This is a genomic window from Pseudomonas sp. GW821-FHT01A09 (assembly GCF_058986725.1).
The window spans coordinates 230,602-248,515 of sequence record NZ_JBYSWB010000001.1 but is presented as its reverse complement, the minus strand read 5'-3'; the positions used below and the strand labels follow the sequence as shown (position 1 = coordinate 248,515).

The 17,914-nt window shown below is 64.7% G+C and carries 19 protein-coding genes; all 19 read left to right on the top strand.

All coding sequences use genetic code 11. The features are described from left to right. The first annotated feature begins 209 nt into the window (after window positions 1-209). Window positions 210-1,343, top strand: coding sequence for an FAD-dependent monooxygenase (locus AC3WJP_RS01090; protein WP_493719385.1), 1,134 nt, complete (start codon window positions 210-212; stop codon window positions 1,341-1,343). Between the two features lie 279 nt (window positions 1,344-1,622). Then, a complete protein-coding gene (locus tag AC3WJP_RS01085) occupies window positions 1,623-2,471 on the top strand; it encodes an ABC transporter ATP-binding protein (protein ID WP_493719384.1) in 849 nt (282 codons plus the stop codon). 41 nt (window positions 2,472-2,512) lie between these two features. Then, complete coding sequence (locus tag AC3WJP_RS01080) at window positions 2,513-3,502, top strand: ABC transporter substrate-binding protein (RefSeq protein WP_493719383.1); 990 nt, start codon at window positions 2,513-2,515, stop codon at window positions 3,500-3,502. Between the two features lie 33 nt (window positions 3,503-3,535). Further along, window positions 3,536-4,312 carry an ABC transporter permease gene (locus AC3WJP_RS01075; protein ID WP_493719382.1) on the top strand — a complete coding sequence of 259 codons (777 nt, stop codon included), beginning with the start codon at window positions 3,536-3,538 and terminating at the stop codon, window positions 4,310-4,312. Continuing rightward, window positions 4,312-5,076: an SDR family oxidoreductase gene (locus AC3WJP_RS01070; protein ID WP_493719381.1), complete on the top strand. Its 765-nt coding sequence runs from the start codon at window positions 4,312-4,314 to the stop codon at window positions 5,074-5,076. The genes AC3WJP_RS01075 and AC3WJP_RS01070 overlap by 1 nt, the downstream gene beginning before the upstream one ends. A 31-nt stretch (window positions 5,077-5,107) precedes the next feature. Beyond that, on the top strand, window positions 5,108-5,647 hold the full coding sequence (locus tag AC3WJP_RS01065) for a cupin domain-containing protein (RefSeq protein ID WP_493719380.1): 540 nt from the start codon (window positions 5,108-5,110) through the stop codon (window positions 5,645-5,647). Between the two features lie 4 nt (window positions 5,648-5,651). Beyond that, window positions 5,652-6,527 carry an alpha/beta fold hydrolase gene (locus AC3WJP_RS01060; RefSeq protein WP_493719379.1) on the top strand — a complete coding sequence of 292 codons (876 nt, stop codon included), beginning with the start codon at window positions 5,652-5,654 and terminating at the stop codon, window positions 6,525-6,527. Next, window positions 6,524-7,345, top strand: a complete 822-nt coding sequence (locus AC3WJP_RS01055; protein ID WP_493719378.1) for an IclR family transcriptional regulator — start codon at window positions 6,524-6,526, stop codon at window positions 7,343-7,345. Before AC3WJP_RS01060 ends, AC3WJP_RS01055 begins: the two co-directional genes overlap by 4 nt. A 1-nt stretch (window position 7,346) precedes the next feature. Beyond that, window positions 7,347-8,144 (top strand): SDR family oxidoreductase, encoded by a 798-nt coding sequence (locus AC3WJP_RS01050; protein WP_493719377.1) that lies wholly within the window; start codon window positions 7,347-7,349, stop codon window positions 8,142-8,144. Next, a complete protein-coding gene (locus AC3WJP_RS01045) occupies window positions 8,137-9,819 on the top strand; it encodes a thiamine pyrophosphate-binding protein (RefSeq protein WP_493719376.1) in 1,683 nt (560 codons plus the stop codon). The genes AC3WJP_RS01050 and AC3WJP_RS01045 overlap by 8 nt, the downstream gene beginning before the upstream one ends. 10 nt (window positions 9,820-9,829) lie before the next feature. Beyond that, the gene (locus AC3WJP_RS01040; RefSeq protein WP_493719375.1) at window positions 9,830-10,633 is read left to right on the top strand and encodes an aspartate dehydrogenase; all 804 of its coding nucleotides are present in this window, start codon (window positions 9,830-9,832) and stop codon (window positions 10,631-10,633) included. Between the two features lie 13 nt (window positions 10,634-10,646). Beyond that, window positions 10,647-12,143, top strand: coding sequence for an aldehyde dehydrogenase (locus tag AC3WJP_RS01035; protein ID WP_493719374.1), 1,497 nt, complete (start codon window positions 10,647-10,649; stop codon window positions 12,141-12,143). Continuing rightward, a complete protein-coding gene (locus AC3WJP_RS01030) occupies window positions 12,140-13,105 on the top strand; it encodes a VOC family protein (protein ID WP_493719373.1) in 966 nt (321 codons plus the stop codon). The genes AC3WJP_RS01035 and AC3WJP_RS01030 overlap by 4 nt, the downstream gene beginning before the upstream one ends. Continuing rightward, entirely contained in the window at window positions 13,102-13,419 is a 318-nt protein-coding gene (locus AC3WJP_RS01025; RefSeq protein WP_493719372.1) for a hypothetical protein, read from the top strand. Before AC3WJP_RS01030 ends, AC3WJP_RS01025 begins: the two co-directional genes overlap by 4 nt. 1 nt (window position 13,420) lies before the next feature. Continuing rightward, window positions 13,421-13,642: a recombinase-like helix-turn-helix domain-containing protein gene (locus tag AC3WJP_RS01020; RefSeq protein ID WP_226506153.1), complete on the top strand. Its 222-nt coding sequence runs from the start codon at window positions 13,421-13,423 to the stop codon at window positions 13,640-13,642. A 17-nt stretch (window positions 13,643-13,659) separates the two neighbouring features. Next, entirely contained in the window at window positions 13,660-14,694 is a 1,035-nt protein-coding gene (locus tag AC3WJP_RS01015) for a Rieske 2Fe-2S domain-containing protein (RefSeq protein WP_493719371.1), read from the top strand. Then, window positions 14,691-15,170, top strand: a complete 480-nt coding sequence (locus tag AC3WJP_RS01010; RefSeq protein ID WP_493719370.1) for a Rid family hydrolase — start codon at window positions 14,691-14,693, stop codon at window positions 15,168-15,170. The genes AC3WJP_RS01015 and AC3WJP_RS01010 overlap by 4 nt, the downstream gene beginning before the upstream one ends. Window positions 15,171-15,173: 3 nt before the next feature. After that, entirely contained in the window at window positions 15,174-16,133 is a 960-nt protein-coding gene (locus AC3WJP_RS01005; protein WP_493719369.1) for a PDR/VanB family oxidoreductase, read from the top strand. A 432-nt stretch (window positions 16,134-16,565) separates the two neighbouring features. Then, window positions 16,566-17,819, top strand: coding sequence for a hypothetical protein (locus tag AC3WJP_RS01000; protein ID WP_493719368.1), 1,254 nt, complete (start codon window positions 16,566-16,568; stop codon window positions 17,817-17,819). Window positions 17,820-17,914: the final 95 nt, after the last annotated feature.

Genomic DNA, 17,914 nt, shown 5'->3' with positions numbered 1-17,914 from the left:
TGCTGCAACAAGTGGCGAAAAGTAGCACAGCTGCCCCGCGTTGGTACCGGGCGTGGCAAGCACTGCCCCCCGAAGCCCGTCTTATCCTTGAAACACGACTTCAACCTATTGATTTCAAAAACCCAATAAAGATATTCCTCATAAAAGGAATTAATGGCACCAGTCCTGCTTGAAACGCGGTTCCATCCATAAAACTTGTGAGTCGCATCATGAAAACACTTTCCATCGGCATCCTCGGCGCCGGTATCGGCGGCCTTTGCGCCGCCATCGCCCTGCAACGCGCCGGCCACCAGGTCACGGTCTTCGAGCAAGCCAAGGCCTTCATGCGCGTCGGTGCCGATATCAACCTCACCCCCAACGCCGTGCGCGCCCTCGATGGCCTGGGCGTCGGCGAAGGCATCCGCCGCTTTGCCGCGCGCCCGACCCACCGCATCAGCCGCCTGTGGGACAGTGGCGAAGAAACCTCGCGCCTGGAAATGGCCGACGCCGCCGAACGCCAATACGGCGCGCCGCAGCTGACCATCCACCGCGCCGACCTGCTCAGCGTGCTGGCGGAGCACTTCCCGCTGGAACAGGTGCAGTTCAACAAGCGCGCCCAGGCTGCCCATAAAGAAGAAGACGGCGTGGTCCTCGACTTCACCTACGACAGCCAGGCCAAAGTGGACGTGCTGATAGGCGCCGACGGCATTCACTCGGTGGTGCGCACCGCCCTGTTCGGCCAGGAGCACCCGCGCTTCACGGGCGTGGTCGCCTTCCGCGCCGTGGTGCCGACCCGCCGCGTGGCCCATGTGCCAAATATCCAGGCCTTTACCAAATGGTGGGGCCCCACCGCCCATAGCCAGATCGTGACCTTCCCGCTCAACCGCGGCGACGACATCTTCATCTTCGCCACCACCGCTCAGGACAGCTGGCACGAAGAAAGCTGGACCACCCCCGGCAGTGTCAGCGAACTGCGTGACAGCTACGCCGACTTCCACCCTGATGCCTGCGCCCTGCTCGACGCCTGCGACGAGGTGCTCAAGACCGCCCTCTATGAACGCGACCCGCTGCCCTACTGGAGCCAGGACCAGATGGTGCTGCTGGGCGACGCCTGCCACCCGATGATGCCCTTCATGGCCCAGGGCGCCGGCCAGGCCATCGAGGACGCGGTGGTGTTGGCGCGCGCTCTTAATGAAGTGCAAGCCCTCGACCAGATCAACGCTGCCCTGCTGGGTTACCAACAAGCACGGATGGAGCGCGCCAGCCAGATCCAGATCGGCTCGCGCGGCAACCAGTGGCTCAAGGCCGGTGGCAACGCCGACTGGGTCTATGGCTACGACGCTTGGCAAGTACCGGTTCAATAACCCCCGCACCACAATGTAACGGCGCTGTTTCATATATAAAACACTGTTTCAAAAAAGCACTTATATCTCGCACCACGAGGTAACAGCGCTCGAGAAATGTGCAGCGCCGTATCACCCAACAAACAGCGTTTCACATATAAAACGCTCAACTAATCACCCATTTAGATTAAGGCATTGATTAATAAAGGATTTATTAATTAATTCTCGTACAAATGCAACTGGCATTGTTCATGCAATAACCGCCGTATCACTAGTAAAACAGACCAGAGACCCTTCCCAATGGCTGTGAAAGAGATGTTTGCAATCGCCCCCGACTGGAACGAAGCCCGCCGCCAGGCCAGCGAGCCGACCGAGATCGAGTTCCGCAATGTCGGCAAGTGCTTCCCGGCCAAAGGGAAAGCCGATGCGCCATTCGCTATCCGCGGCGTCAACTTCAAAATCGCCCGCGGCGAGGTGGTGTCGATCATCGGCCCGTCCGGTTGCGGCAAGAGCACCATCCTCAACATGGGCTCGGGGCTCTACCGCCCCAGCGAAGGCGAAGTGTTCGTGGGGGGCGCAGCGGTCAGCGGCCCGGTGAAAAAGGTCGCCTTCATGCTGCAGAAAGACCTGCTGATGCCTTGGCGCAGCATTCGCCAGAACGTCGAGCTGGGCCTGGAAATCCAGGGCATGGCCGCTGTCGAACGCCGCCGCATCGCCGAAGACCTGCTCAAGCGCTGCCACCTGCAAGGCTTCACCGACCACTACCCGTTCCAGTTGTCTGGCGGCATGCGCCAGCGCGCCGCGTTGGCCCGCACCCTGGCCATGGATCCGCAAGTGCTGTTCCTCGACGAGCCGTTCTCGGCCCTCGACGCGCAAACCAAGATGATCCTGCAGCAAGACATGGCGCGCATGCTGTTCGAAGAAAAGAAGACCGCCCTGTTCATCACCCACGACCTGGTGGAAGCCATCGCCATGTCCGACCGCCTGCTGGTGATGAGCGCCCGCCCGGGCACCATCGTCGAGGAGATCGTGGTCGACATGCCCTTGCGCGAAAACCCGCTCGAACGCCGCAAGCTCCCGGAAATCGGCCCCCTGGCCGGCCGCCTGATGGAGCTGCTGAAAGTCGGCGAAGACACCGAACTGCATTGATTACTGCCCTTCCTGGCCCTTCAACGAATTCTGGAGTCACCATGTTCAAAACCGCCGTACTGGCCGCCTCGGCAGCCCTGGCCCTGGGCGTTACCTTCGCCGCCCAGGCTGCCACCGACGTCACCTACCTGCTGCCCGCGCCGCCCAACTCGCCGGCTTTCGCCCCGTGGGTGATCGCCAAGGAAAAGGGCTACTACACCCAGAAAGACCTTAACGTGACCTTCATCGCCGCCAAGGGTGGGGTCGACGTGGCCAAGCAGATCGGCGCCGGCAATGCGCTGATCGGCGGTGCCATCGGTGATACCCCGATCGTGGTCCGCGCCAACGGCATTCCGGTCCGCAACGTGGCGGTGCTGGGCGCCGGCGGCGTGACCATGATCGCCACCAACGCCGACGAGCACATCAACTCGATCAAGGACCTCAAGGGCAAGACCCTGACGGTGATGTCCTACTCCGACACCACCTACTACGCCCTGCTGGCCTCGCTGCGCAAAGCCGGCCTGGAAAAGACCGACGTCAATGTCCAGGCCGCCGGACCGGCGGGCGTATGGCAGCTGTTCGCCGCGAAGAAATCGTCGGCCATGGCCGGTGTGCCGGACTGGGTCACCGACTCCCAGGAAGCCGGCCTGAATGTCAAGCTGATCCCCCAGGACCAGGTGTTCGAAAGCATGGCGCAATCGATCATGGCCTCTGACGACGCCATCCAGAACCACCCCGACGTGGTCCGCGGCGTGGTCCAGGCGACTCTGCAGGGCATGCGCGACATCATCGCCGACCCCCATGCCGCCGCCGCCACCTTCACCAAGGCCATTCCCAGCTACGCCGGCAAGGAAGCGCAACTGGAGAAGACCTTCAGGCTCTATGTCGAGCACGTCTACGCCCAGCAGGCCGTACTCGGCCGCATCGACCCGCAGCGCCTGGAGAAGGTCCGCCAGTTCTATGTGAGCGAAGGCATCGTCGCCAAGGAGCCGAAGCTCGAAGACTTGTACACCAACCAGTTCATCGACGACACCACCACCGCCGCCAAGTAACGGCCCCGGTTCGTAGCACAAAGGTACAGCCTGATGAAAAGCCTCAATCACTCGATGTTCGGCAGCGTCGCCCTGCTGCTGGTGTTTCTCGCCCTGTGGCAATGGGGCCCGGGCCTGCTGGGCATGCCTGAATTCGTGATGCCCAAGCTGAGCCGCGTGGCCCAGGAAGGCGTGCTGATGTGGCATACCAGCGGCCTGCTGGAGCACACCCTGATCACCGCCGTGGAAATCGTCGTCGGCTTCGCCCTCGGCGCTCTGCTGGGCATCGTCATCGGCACCTCGCTGGGTCTGTCGCCGAAAGCCGAAGCCATGCTCTCGCCCTACATCCTGGCCCTGCAGATCGCCCCGAAGGTGGCCTTCGCGCCGCTGTTCGTGATGTGGCTGGGCTACACCGTGTACCCGAAGATTCTGATCGCGGTATTGATCGTGTTCTTCCCGGTGATGATCAACGTGCTCTCGGCCATCCGCACCGTCGACCCCGACATGATCAACCTGGTGCGCACCATGAACGCCAGCCGCTGGCAGATCTTCCGACTGGTGGAGTTCCCCTCGGCCATGGCCGCGCTGTTCTCCGGCCTGCGCATCGCCTCCACCCTGGCGGTGATCGGCGTCACCGTCGGCGAGCTGGTCGGCGGCAACCAAGGCCTGGGCTTCCTGCTGGTCGACGCTGAAGGCCAGGGCAACACCAGTGGCGTATTCGTCGCCATCGTCATGCTCACCCTGATCGGCGTGCTCGCCTACGGCGCCGTGGTCTGGGCCGAGAAGCGCGTCCTGCATTACATGCCCAAAGCCATGCTGAGCACCAACTGATGACCACCACGACTCAACTCCTGCAAGGCCGCCGCGTGCTCGTCACCGGTGGCGCCCGTGGCCTGGGTTACGCCTTCGCCGAAGCGATCGCCGTGGCCGGTGGCCGCGTAGTGATTGCCGACATTCTGGCCGACCGCGTGCACCAGGCGGCTGCCGACCTGCGCGCCCAGGGCCTGGATGTACAAGGCCTGGTGGTCGACCTCGCCGACCCAGTGTCGATCCAGGCGTGCGCGGCTCAGGCCGGTGAATGCCTGGGCGGCCTCGACGGTCTGGTCAACAACGCCTCGGTGACCAACTCCGGCGGCAAAAGCTGCGAAGAACTGAGCATCGACACTTGGGACCAGGTCATGCAGGTCAACGTGCGCGGCACCTGGCTGATGACCACTGCCTGCCTGCCAGCGCTGCGTGCCAGCGGCCACGGCGCGGTGGTCAACCTGGCCTCCGACACGCCGCTGTGGGGCGCGCCGAACCTGATGGCCTACGTCGCCAGCAAGGGCGCGATCATCGCCATGACCCGCAGCCTGGCCCGCGAACTGGGCGGCGACAACATCACCGTCAACGCCATCGCCCCCGGCCTGGTGCTGGTGGAAGCCACCGCCTACGTGCCCGAAGCACGCCACCGCCAGTACACCGAACAACGCGCCATCCAACGCGCGCAATTGCCCGAAGACGTCAGCGGTGCCGTGGTGTTCGCCCTGTCGAACCTGGCCCGTTTCATCACTGGACAAACCCTGCCGGTCAACGGCGGGTTTGTGATGCCCTGAACGCTTACCGCCCCTGAGAATGGAGACTGCCATGACTGACCTGTCCACCCCCACCGAAGCCCCGAAAAGCTGGGAGCGCCCTGAAGGCGCGAGCCTCGAAGCCTGGATGCAGACCCGCGTCGCCCGCTACGAAACCCGCAAGTACGACTGGAACGCGCTGAAGTTCCAGGCCGACTTCGACCCTAAATACGGCCGTGCGCAAATGCGCTACATCGGCACCGGCGGCACCGGGGTGAGCACCGACATGAACACCATCCCGTCGGAAAACTTCACCTTCAGCACCATGGTCATCCCGGCTGGCCACGAGGGCCCGCCGCACCTGCACACCGACGTCGAGGAAGTGTTCTTCGTGCTGCGCGGCAAGCTCAAGGTGGTGATCGAAAAGGACGGCGAGCGCTACGAAACCATCCTCACCGACCGTGACGTGATTTCCGTGCCGCCCGGCGTGTACCGCGAAGAGATCAACATCGGCGACGAAGACGCGCTGATGTGCGTGATGCTCGGCGCCAAGAAACCCCTGACCCCCACCTACCCGCCAGAGCACCCGCTGGCCACGGTCAAGCGCGGATAAACCCATGTTGCCAGCCACCCATACGCCCGCCCCCGCCGCTGAACTCGAAGCGCTGCTCGCCCAGCGTTTCGCCCAGCGCACCCTGGTGTTCAACGACAGCCGCCAGGCCATTCGCGAAACCGGCAGCGGCCCGGCCGTGGTACTGCTGCACGGCATCGGCTCGGGGGCGGGTTCGTGGCTGGAAGTGGCGCTGCAACTGGGCCAGCACGCTCGCGTGGTGGCCTGGGATGCGCCGGGCTATGGCGACTCGACGCCGCTGCCGCCCCTGGCGCCGAAGGCCGAGGACTACGCCGAGCGCCTGCTCAAGACCCTCGACGCCCTGAACATCGAGCACTGCCTGCTGGTCGGCCACTCGCTGGGCGCCATCACCGCCGCCGCCTTTGCCCGCCTGCACCCACAGCGCGTGCGCCGGCTGGTGCTGATCAGCCCGGCGCGCGGCTACGGCGACCCGGCCCGGGCCATCCAGCGCCAGCAGGTACGCCACAAACGCCTCACCGCACTGGAGCAACTGGGCGTCGCCCAGATGGCCGCGCAACGCAGCGCCGCCATGCTCTCGCCGCGCCCCAGCATCAAGGCACTGGAGTGGGTGCGCTGGAACATGGCGCGCCTCGACCCCCAGGGTTACCGCCAGGCCATCGAACTGCTGTGCGGCGATGACCTGCTACGCCACACCCCGCTCGCCGTGCCCTGCGAAGTGCACTGCGGCGAAGCGGACACAATCACCGCCCCGCAAACCTGCCTGCCGCTGGCCAAGGCCCTCGGCGCGCCGTTCACCCTGATTCCCGATGCCGGCCACGCCAGCCACATCGAACAACCTTGCCTGGTGGCGGGCCGGCTGGCCTTCGCCCTCAAGGAATCACTCACAGGTAGTGTGCAATGAACGACTCAGATCTGAAGGATTCGCAGGACAAATACATCGTTCCCGGGCTTGAGCGCGGCCTGCTGTTGCTGTGCGAATTCACCCGCCAGAACCGCACCCTCACTGCCCCGGAACTGGCGCGCCGCCTGGAGCTGCCGCGCTCGACCATCTTCCGCCTGCTGACCACCCTGGAAACCATGGGCTTCGTTACCCGCAAGGGCAACGAGTACCGGCTGGGCATGTCGGTGCTGCGCCTGGGCTTCGAGTACCTGGCCTCGCTGGAACTGACCGAACTGGGCCAGCCGCTGCTGGCACGGCTGTGCGACAAGCTCAACTACCCGAGCAACCTGGTGGTGCGCGATGGCCGTTCGATCGTGTACGTGGCCAAGGTCTCGCCGCCGTCGGTGTTTTCCAGCGCAGTCAACGTCGGCACCCGCCTGCCCGCCCACGCCACAGTGCTCGGGCGCATCCTGCTCGAAGACCTGTCGCTGGCCGAGCTGCGCGACCTATACCCCGAAGAGCACCTGGAGCAGCACTCGCACTGCACGCCCAAGACCGTGCTGGAGCTGTTCGACCTGGTGCAGCACGACCGCGAGCGCGGCTTCGTCAGCGGTGAAGGCTTTTTCGAATCGGCGATCTCCACCGTCGCGGCGCCGGTACGCGACCACTCCGGGCGCATCGTCGCGGCGTTGGGCGTGACCATCCCGACCACCCAGATCGGCCACGTGAATTTCGAAGAACTGCTGGGCCAGGTGCGCCGCAGCGCCGACGAACTGTCGCGCCTGCTCAACTACACCCCCAGCCATGGCAGCCGCGTCACCGCGCTGATGAGAGACTGAAATGAGCCTTTATCCCCTCCAGGGCAGCACCGCCATCGTCACCGGTGGCTCGTCGGGCATCGGCCTGGCCTGCGTCGAACTGCTGCTTGGCGCCGGTGCGCAGGTGGCCTTTTGCGGGCGCAATGAAGCGCGCCTGCGCAGCGCCGAAGCCGAGCTGCGCGCGCAATTTCCCCAGGGCCAACTGCTGGCCCAGGTGTGCGATGTGCTCGACGCCGGCTCGGTCAAGGCCTTCGCCACTGCCAGCCTGGAAGCCTTCGGCCCCGCCCAGGTGCTGATCAACAACGCCGGGCAAGGCCGGGTGTCGACTTTTGCCGACACCACCGATGACGCCTGGAGCGAAGAACTCAACCTCAAGTTCTTCTCGGTCATCCACCCGGTACGGGCCTTCCTGCCGCAACTCGCGCGCTGCCAGAACGCCGCCATCGTCTGCGTCAACTCGCTGCTGGCCAGTCAGCCGGAACCGCACATGGTCGCCACCTCTGCGGCCCGCGCCGGGCTCAAGAACCTGGTGCGTTCCATGGCCTTCGAGTTCGCCCCGAAACAGATTCGCGTCAACGGCATTCTCATCGGCCTGGTGGAATCCGGGCAATGGCGCCGGCGCTTCGAGGCCCGCGAAGAACGTTCGCTGGACTGGGCGCAATGGACCGCGCAACTGGCCGCGCGCAAACAGATTCCCTTAGCCCGCCTGGGCCTGCCGATCGAAGCGGCACAGGCAATTCTTTTCCTGGCATCTCCCCTGTCGGCTTACACCACAGGCAGCCATATCGACGTTTCCGGAGGCCTGTCCCGCCATGCGTAATGACAACCAAGTAACCGTAGGCGCCGCTATCACCGCCTTCCTCGAACAGTGCGACGTGAAAGCCGCGTTCGGCGTGATCTCCATCCACAACATGCCGATCCTCGATGCCTTCGCGGTGCGCGGCAACATTCGCTTCGTGATGGCCCGCGGTGAAGCCGGCGCCACCAACATGGCCGACGCCTATGCCCGCACCACTGGCGGCCTGGGCGTGTGCCTGACCTCCACCGGCACCGCGGCCGGCAACGCCGCCGGCGCCATGGTCGAAGCCCTGACCGCCGGCACGCCGCTGCTGCACATCACCGGGCAGATCGAAACGCCTTACCTGGATCAGGAATTCGCCTACATCCACGAAGCGCGCGACCAGCTGACGATGCTCAAGGCGGTGTCCAAGGCCGCCTTCCGCGTACGCAGCGTCGAGACCGCGCTGAGCACCCTGAAACTCGCCGTGCAGACCGCCCTGACCGCCCCTGCCGGGCCGGTCAGCGTGGAGATTCCGATCGACATCCAGTCGACCTTCATCACCATGCCCACCGACCTCGCGCCGCTGCCGGTGCCGGTCGCCGTGCCCGCCCCCGAAGCGCTGGAGCAACTGGCCGAGCGCATGCTCCAGGCCAAGCGCCCGCTGCTATGGCTGGGCGGCGGCGCGCGCAACGCCGGCAAGGCGGTCAAGCGCCTGCTGGACCTGGGCGTGGGCGTGATCACCTCGACCCAAGGCCGCGGCGTGGTGAATGAAGACGACGAGCGCTGCCTCGGCGCGTTCTCGCAGAACCGCCTGGTGGAAAGCTTCATGCAGAGCTGTGACGCGCTGTTGATCGCCGGCTCGCGGCTGCGCAGCAACGAGACCTTCAAGTACGCCTTGAAGCTGCCGCAAAACACCCTGCGCATCGACGCCAACCCGGCGATCGAAGGCCGCAGCTACTCCAGCGACCTGTTCGTGTGCGGCGATGCCCAGCTGACCCTCGACGGCCTCGCCGACCGCCTCGAAGGCCGGCTGCAAATCGACCCGCAGTTCCTCGCCGAGCTCAAAGAGGTGCGGGCCAAATCCCGCGCCGCGCTGATCGCCGACCTCGGCCCTTACGCGGCCATGGTCGAGCAGCTGCAAGGCATGACCGGACGCAACTTCAGCTGGGTGCGCGACGTGACTCTGTCGAACAGCATCTGGGGCAACCGCCTGCTCAACCTCTACCACCCGCAAGCCGGCGTGCATGCCCTCGGTGGCGGCATCGGTCAGGGCCTGGCCATGGGCATCGGCGCCGGCATCGCCGCCGCCGAATACGACCCGCAACGCAAGGTCTTCGCCCTGGCCGGCGACGGGGGTTTCATCCTCAACCTCGGTGAGCTGGCGACCCTGGTGCAGGAGAAAGCCAACGTGGTGATCCTGCTGATGAACGACCAACGCTACGGCGTGATCCGCAACATTCAGGACGCCATCTACGGCGCCCGCCACGCCTACGTCGAGCTGCACACCCCCGACTACACCCAGCTGGCCGAAGCCATGGGCATTCGCCATGGTCTGGTCAGCGACCTCAAGGATTTCGGCGCCACCCTGGAAAGCGCCTACAGCCAGCCCGGCCCCTTCCTGCTGGAAGTGGACATGCTCGCCGTGGGCAACTTCGCCACCCAGTTCGCCGGCCCGCCCAACAGCGAAACCAAAGCCCAGAAGGCCACTGCCTGAGGAACGCGCCATGCTGCATATCACCATGATCGGCTGTGGCGCCATCGGCGTCGGGGTGCTGGAACTGCTGGAAAGCGACCCGCAGCTGTGCGTCGACTCCATCATCGCTTCGGCCGGCTCCGAAGACCTGGTGCGCCAGCGCCTGGCCAGCTTCAAGCAGCCGCCCCAGGTGCTGACCGCGCTGCCGGCCGACGCGCGCCCCGACCTGCTGGTCGAGTGCGCCGGCCACCGGGCCATCGAAGAGCACGTGCTGCCGGCGCTGGAGCGCGGCATCGCCTGCCTGATCGTATCGGTGGGGGCCTTGTCGGAAGTCGGCCTGGTCGAGCGCCTGGAAGCCGCCGCCGAACGTGGCAATACCCGCATCGAACTGCTGCCCGGCGCCATCGGTGGCATCGATGCGTTGTCGGCGGCCAAGGTCGGCGGCCTCGATGCGGTCAGCTACACCGGCCGCAAGCCGGCCAAGGCCTGGAAGAACACGCCCGGCGAACTGGCCTGCGACCTCGATGCGATCACCGAGGCCACGGTAATTTTCCAGGGCAGCGCCCGCGAAGCCGCGCAGCTGTACCCGAAGAACGCCAACGTCGCCGCCACCTTGTCGCTGGCCGGGCTAGGCCTGGACCGCACCCAGGTGACGCTGATCGCCGACCCGCTGAGCGACGAAAATGTGCACCAGTTCGAAGCCCGCGGCGCCTTCGGCCGATTCGAGTTGAGCCTGCGCGGCAAACCGCTGCTGGCCAACCCCAAGACCTCGGCCCTGACCGTCTACAGCGTGGTGCGCGCCCTCGGCAACCACGCCCATGCGATTTCCATTTAAGGGAGGCAGTCCAATGACTACCGAACCAAGCTTGCCTCTGTGCATCGCCGGCCAATGGCGCCTAGGCCGCGGTGAGCGTTACGCCAGTTACTACCCGGCCACAGGTGAGCCCGTGGCCTGGCTCAACGCCGCCAGCCTGGAAGACGTGGAGGAAGCCGTCCAAGGCGCCCACCAGGCCTTCTTGCACAGCGGCTGGGCCCAGCGCAAATCCCACGAGCGGGCCAGCGTGCTGTACCGCATCGCCCAGCTGATTCGTGAACAAGGCGAGGAACTTGCGCAACTGCAACGCCAGGACAACGGCAAGCCGATCGGCGAAACCCGCAATCTGGTAGCCAGTGCGGCCGGTACCTTCCAGTTCTTCGCCGCCGCCTGCGAAACCCTGGAAGAAACCATCACCCCGTCGCGCGGTGATTTCGTCACCCTGAGCGTCTACGAACCCATGGGTGTGGTGGCGGCCATCACCCCCTGGAACTCGCCGATCGCCAGCGAAGCGCAGAAGGTCGCCCCAGCCCTGGCCGCCGGTAATGCGGTGATCATCAAGCCTGCGGAAATCACCCCGCTGCTGGCCCTGCAACTGGCGCGCATCTGCGAGCAGGCCGGGTTGCCCAAAGGCCTGATCAGCGTGCTGCCAGGCAAGGGCTCGGTGCTGGGCGATGCCTTGACCAAGCACCCGCTGGTCAAGCGCGTGTCGTTCACCGGCGGTACCCGCACCGGCAAGCACATCGCCCATATCGCCGCCGACAAGATGATGCCCGTGTCGCTCGAACTGGGCGGCAAGTCGCCGACCATCGTGCTCGCCGACGCCGACCTGGACCACGCCGTAGCCGGTGTGCTGTACGGCATTTTCAGCTCGTCGGGCGAGGCCTGCATCGCCGGCTCGCGGCTGTTCGTCGCCCGCGCCCTGTACGAGCCGTTCATGCAGCGCCTGTGCGCCGCGGCGGCGCGCATCAAGGTCGGCAACCCGGCGGATGACAGCACCCAGATGGGCCCGCTGATCAGCGCCGCACACCGCGAATCGGTGGAGCGCTACGTGGCCCTGGGCCTGAGTGAAGGGGGGCGCCTGCGCCTCGGTGGCCAGCGCCTGAGCGGTGGCGACTACGACCAGGGGTTCTTCTTCCCACCGACCATTCTCGAAGGCCTGAGCAACGACCAGCGCATCTGCCAGGAAGAAATCTTCGGCCCGGTGCTGGTGGCCATCCCCTTCGACGACGAAGCCGAGCTGGTCGACCAGGCCAACGACAGCCTGTATGCCCTCGCGGCCGGCATCTGGACCCGCGACTACAAGCGCGCCTGGGCCCTGGGACGCAAGCTCCAGGCCGGCACGGTGTGGATCAACACCTACAAGCAGTTCTCCATTTCCACCCCCTTCGGGGGCTGGCGCGACAGTGGCCTGGGCCGCGAGAAAGGCCGCCTGGGCATCCTGCAGTACATGGAACAGAAGAGCCTCTACTGGGGCATGAACGAACAGCCACTGGCCTGGGCCAGCGAGCACCGCGAGGTAGCGCCATGAGCGTACTGGGCATTGATGAAATCACCTATGGCGTCGAAGACCTCGCCACCTGCACGCGCTTCTTCGCCGACTGGGGCCTGAACCAGGTCAGCAGCAGCGCCGACGAAGTCATCTTCGAAACCCTCAACGGCTGCCGCGTGGTGCTCGCCGACCACGACAAGCCCGGCCTGCCCGCCGCCATCGAAAGTGGCAGCACCGTGCGCGAAGTGGTGTGGGGCGTGGCAAGCGAAGCCGACCTGGCCCTCTACAGCCAGCGCATCGCCAACGACCCGGGCTTCGTGGAAGGCAACGGCCGCATCGGCTGCACCGACCCCAACGGCCTGGCAATCCGCCTGCAGGTCACCCGCAAGCGCACGCTGGACATCGAGTGCAGCGGCCACAACACCTGGCAGGTCAAGGGCCGCATCAACAAGCCGGCGCCGGTGTACGAGCGCGCCACGCCGATCGAAGTCGGCCACGTGGTGTTCTTCGTCACCGACGTCAACGCTTGCGAAGCCTTCTACCATGAACGCTTCGGCTTCCAGGCCTCGGACCGCTACCCCAACCGCGGCGCTTTTCTGCGCACCGCCGAGGAAGGCGGCCACCACGACCTGTTCATGCTGCAGCTGCCCGCCCCGCGCGCCGGCCTCAACCACGTGGCCTTCACCGTGCGCGACGTGCACGAAGTGTTCGGCGGCGGCATGCACATCTCCCGCAGCGGCTGGACCACGGAAATCGGCCCGGGCCGCCACCCGGTGTCTTCGGCCTTCTTCTGGTACTTCAAGAACCCCGCCGGCGCGCTGGTGGAGTACTACGCCGACGAAGACCAACTGACCGGCGACTGGCAGCCCCGCGAGTTCGAACCGGGCCCCACGGTGTTCGCCGAATGGGCCATCGCCGGCGGCATCGACGGCAACACCCGGCGCCAGCAGAACGTCGAAGCGCCGCAAGGCAAATTTCTCACGGACAAGCCCAAGCCATGACCGACACCATGCTGCTGACCGTGCTGCTCAAGCACGACCAGGCGAAGAACCTCGACGACATCCAGGGCCACATGAAGAAGGTCGACTGGTGGGAGCGCTTCCCCGTCGAAGGCGTGGAAGTGGTGTCCTGGACGGTGGCCATGGGCCTCGGCCAGATCGTCACCCTGCGCTTGCCGCCGGCGCTGCTGCCCAAGCTCAATGTCGAGCTGGAGCGCTCCGCCTGGGGCGTGTTTCGCACTGAATGCTACCCCACCTATGACTTTGTCCCGGTGCGCGAAATGATCCGCGAACGGGTCCGTAACGGAGGCCAATGAGATGAGCGAACCCTACAACGAAACCCACCAGACCCGCAGCCGCCCGAACACCCCGTTCGAGGACCTGTTGGGCGACTCCCTGGAGCGTGCCTTCGGCGCCGGCAAGTACGACCTGCCCAGCCTGCTCGCGCACCTGAACATGGCCGGCCCGCCCTGCCCGCTCAACAGCGGCGAATGGACCGCCGACACCTACAGCACCCTGATGGCCAAGCTCGGCGCCTGAGCCTCGGAGGATAAGAGATGAACATGCAACTGACCGTTGATCCTGTTGAAAACATTCTGGTCGCAGGCCTCAAGGACCTCTGGTTCCCGCTGCTGCCTTCGGCCCTACTGGGCGACAAGTCGGTATCGATTCGCCGCCTGGGCTACAAGATCGCCCTGTGGCGCGACAACGACGGCAAGGCCCATGCGCTGGAAGACCACTGCCCGCACCGCGGCGCGCCGCTGTCCCAGGGCCCGGTGCTCGGCGACCGCTTGCAGTGCCCGTACCACGGCGTGGAAGTGCGCCGGGACGGCACCGTGACCAAGGTGCCCGGCAGCCCGGGCTGCAAGCTCGAAGGCAGCCGCCCTACGCGCATGTTCCACACTCGTGAAGTGGCTGGCGCGATCTTCGTCTTCAACGCCACCGACCCGCACCTGGCCGAGCCGCCCGAGCTGGTGCTGCCCGAACAGCTGACGTCGCCGCAGTGGAGCCACTTCCTCTGCTACACCGAGTGGAAAGGCGACTACCGCTACGTGATCGACAACGTCATGGACCCGATGCACGGCACCTACCTGCACAAGATGTCCCACTCCATGAGCGAAGGCGAGGCCACGGCCAAGTTCGTCACCCGCGACACCGACCACGGCTTCTTCTTCGAGAAGGAAGGCCAGCGCGGGGTGAACTTCGACTGGACCGAATTCCTCGACAATGGCTGCCACTGGCTGCGCCTGGAAATCCCCTATCCGAAGACCGGCGGCCCAGGCGGCAATTTCACCATCATCGGCAGCTACACCCCCGGTAGCACGCAGATGTGCGGCGTGTTCCACTGGCGCGCGCGGCCGCTGACCGGCTGGCAGCGCGACACTTGGCGCTTCCTCTACAAGAACCGCCTGGAAGCCCGCCACTGGGCAGTGCTGGAGCAAGACCGGGTGCTGCTGGAAAACATGGAATTCGACGCCAACCAGCGGGAAAACCTGTACCAGCACGACCTCGGCGTGGTGCGCATCCGCCGCTACCTGAAGAGCAAGGCCAAGGAGCAGATGGCGCTGATCGAGACGAAGGCGGTCTCATGAGCACCGCTTTCACTGCAACCACTGCCGTGCAGCGCGTTCGGGCCCCGGGCCTGAGCGAGCTGGCCACGGCTACCTGGTCCAACGCGCTGTTGCTCGGCAATGAAGTGGTGATGGCCGGCATGACCGGCCACCCCGCCACCCGCCAGGCCGCCGAAGCCGGTACCCCGCTGGGCGCCTATGAACAGACCCTGGTGGTATTGAACAAGGCCAGGGCGCTGGTCGAGGCTGCGGGTGGCCATATCGGCAATATCTACCGCCTGACCGTGTACGTCACCGCCATCGCTGACAAGGACGACGTCGGCCGCGCGCGCCGGGATTTCTTCGCCGGGTTCAGCACCTACCCGACCTCCACTTTGGTGGAAGTCAGCGGCTTGGTGTTCCCCGAGCTGGTGGTGGAAATCGAAGCCAGCGCGCGTTTGGACATCGACCTGCGCGCTGTGGTGGCGCCCGTTGCAACGTCTATAGAGAAGGGCTGAAGCATGTCCAATTCTTCTACGCATACCGCACTGGTGCACACCCTGCGCCACGAAGCCGAAGGCATCATGAGCGTCGAGCTGCGCCCCCACGGCGACACCGTGTTCGCGCCGTTCGACGCCGGTTCGCACATCGACCTGCACCTGCCCAATGGCCTGGTGCGCAGCTATTCCCTGCTCAACTCGCCCGCCGACCGCGGCCGCTATGTGGTCGGCATCTTGCGCGATCGCGGCAGCCGCGGCGGTTCACAGTGGGTGCACGAGCAACTGCGGGTCGGCTCGACCTTGCAGATCTCGGCGCCGCGCAACAATTTCGCGCTCGACACCCAGGCCTCCCACAGCGTGCTGGTGGCCGGCGGCATCGGCATCACGCCGATCTATTGCATGTTTCGCCAGCTGTTGGCGCTGGGTAAATCCGCCGAGCTGATCTACTGCGCCCGCTCGCGCAAGGAAGCGGCGCTGGTGGAAGAACTCAGCGGTCTCGACGCCAAGGTGGTGTTCCACTTCAACGACGAGAAAGACACCGCACCCGACCTGCGCCACTACCTGGCCGGGCAGCCCACCGACACGCACTTCTACTGCTGCGGGCCGACGCCGATGCTGGATGCCTTCGAAAGCACCTGCGAAAACCTGGGCTACCCCCACGCCCACATCGAACGCTTCGCCGCCGCCGAACTGCCACCCTCCGAGGATGCCCAGGACAGCTACAGCGTCGAGTTGAAGAAAAGCGGCAAGACGCTGTCGATCGAACCGGGGCTGAACCTGCTGGACGTGCTGCTCGAGGCCGGCTGCGCTATCGAATACAGCTGCCGCGAGGGGGTATGTGGTTCCTGCGAAACCAAGGTGCTGGACGGCGAAGTCGACCACCGCGACGGCGTGCTCAGCAAAGCCGAACGCGCGGCGAATGCGACCATGATGGTGTGTGTTTCCGGGTGCAAGAGCCGCCGCCTGGTGCTGGATATTTGAATCACGTTTCATTGAAATACCGGGCCGACTTCATGTCGGCCTTTTTTTTGCCCGATTCAATTAATTATTCAACTGTGCCTGCTCACCCTTAAAACAATAAGCATGCCCCAACAAGTTTCGATTCGCACCACTTTCGCCCCCTCGCTGTGCACTTGGGTGACGGTCGGCGAAAGCGGTTTTACCGGTGGCACAAACCAATGCGTTTCATAGGTAGTTCATTGATTTATATAGAGTTTAATAAATATTAAAGACCACTTAAGAAGTGGCACAGTTTCTGCTCCATATCAATCGAGCCCACCGGTAAGACGGTGTGCCACCCTTGAAACAACACTTAATTGGTTGTGCGACATTTCGGCACACTTATCCGCAGAGATAAGCGCCCCACTGTTGCCTGGAACAATCAGCCGTCGGACATTTGCAGGTGAGGTCGCAATGAACAAGTACATCATGGGAGTGGGGTTGTTGCTGAGTGCGGGCTTGTGCGCCGCCGAGCCGGGCCCCGATGTCACCAATACGCAGTCCGTGGCCGCACCTGTGGCGCCGAAGCCGGCCGCCAAGAAGCCCTTCCCGCATATTTCCTGGCGCAGCGCCGATGGCGATGCCAGCTTCGACCTGGGCGGCGCGCTGCGCACCAACTGGCGCGACGAGCACTGGGATACCAGCGAGAACCATACCCGCTGGTTGTTCGACACCATGCGCTTCGACCTCAAGGCCACCTACAAGAAGGCCTTCGTGGATATCAACTACTGGTTCTACGACCTCAACAAGCGCTCCATCGACCGTGGCTACGTGGGCTACAACTTCACCTCGCAATCCAACCTGCAAGTGGGCCTGCCGTTCAAGCCGTTCGGCCTGGAACCCTACCCACAGTTCGGGTGGAGCTACCATATCCCCTTCTTCATGGGCTACGGCGTGAGCGACGGCCTGGGTGCCAAGTACAGCTACAAGGACAAGGACTGGGACGTGCAGCTGGGCTACTTCCCGCGCATGGCACCGAGCGGTACCCGCTACTCCGGGGAGATATCCCGCTATGCCGACGTCAAGGACAACGCCGTCGCGTTCACCCAGTCCGGCCAGGACAACGAGAAGCGCAACCAGGTCAACGCCCGCGTGGCCCGTACCTTCACCAGCGGCGACTGGAAAACCGAGATCGGCGCCTCGCTGGCGGCCTCGCAGCTGTACAACGAAACCACGGACGACAACGGCAGCTATTGGGCCGGCGGCCTGCACACGGTGATCAACAACGGCCCCTGGACCGCCACTGCCGAAGCCATCCGCTACGAGTACGACCCCAAGAACCCCAACGGCGTGAGCAAGGACTCGGTGCTGATGGGCGGCAACGGCCTGACCCCAGCCTACCTCATCGCCTCCAAGGCGACGCTGGCGGCGCTGAACATCGGCTACGACATCTACACCCCCAGCCTCGGCCAGTTGAAGAAGATCAAGCTCTACAACGACTACAGCCGCATGATGAAAGACAAGAGCGGCTGGGACGACTCGCAGATGTACACCGTGGGCGTGCAGCTGTTTGCCATGCCGATCATGGCGTGGGTTGACCTGACCTGGGCCAAGAACGCCAACCCCTACGGCGGCGCGGAGAACGGCACCGGCTGGACCAGCACCTCGTCGGTGGGCAGCAACCAGTGGTATTACCGTACCAACGTCAACATTGGTTACTACTTCTGATGTCTGCTGCCAACTTGCTGAGCTTTCGGCTAGTCAGCTTCGACGAGAAAGCAGAGGTATGACTATCCGAGCTTTTCATTAGCTTCATAACTTGG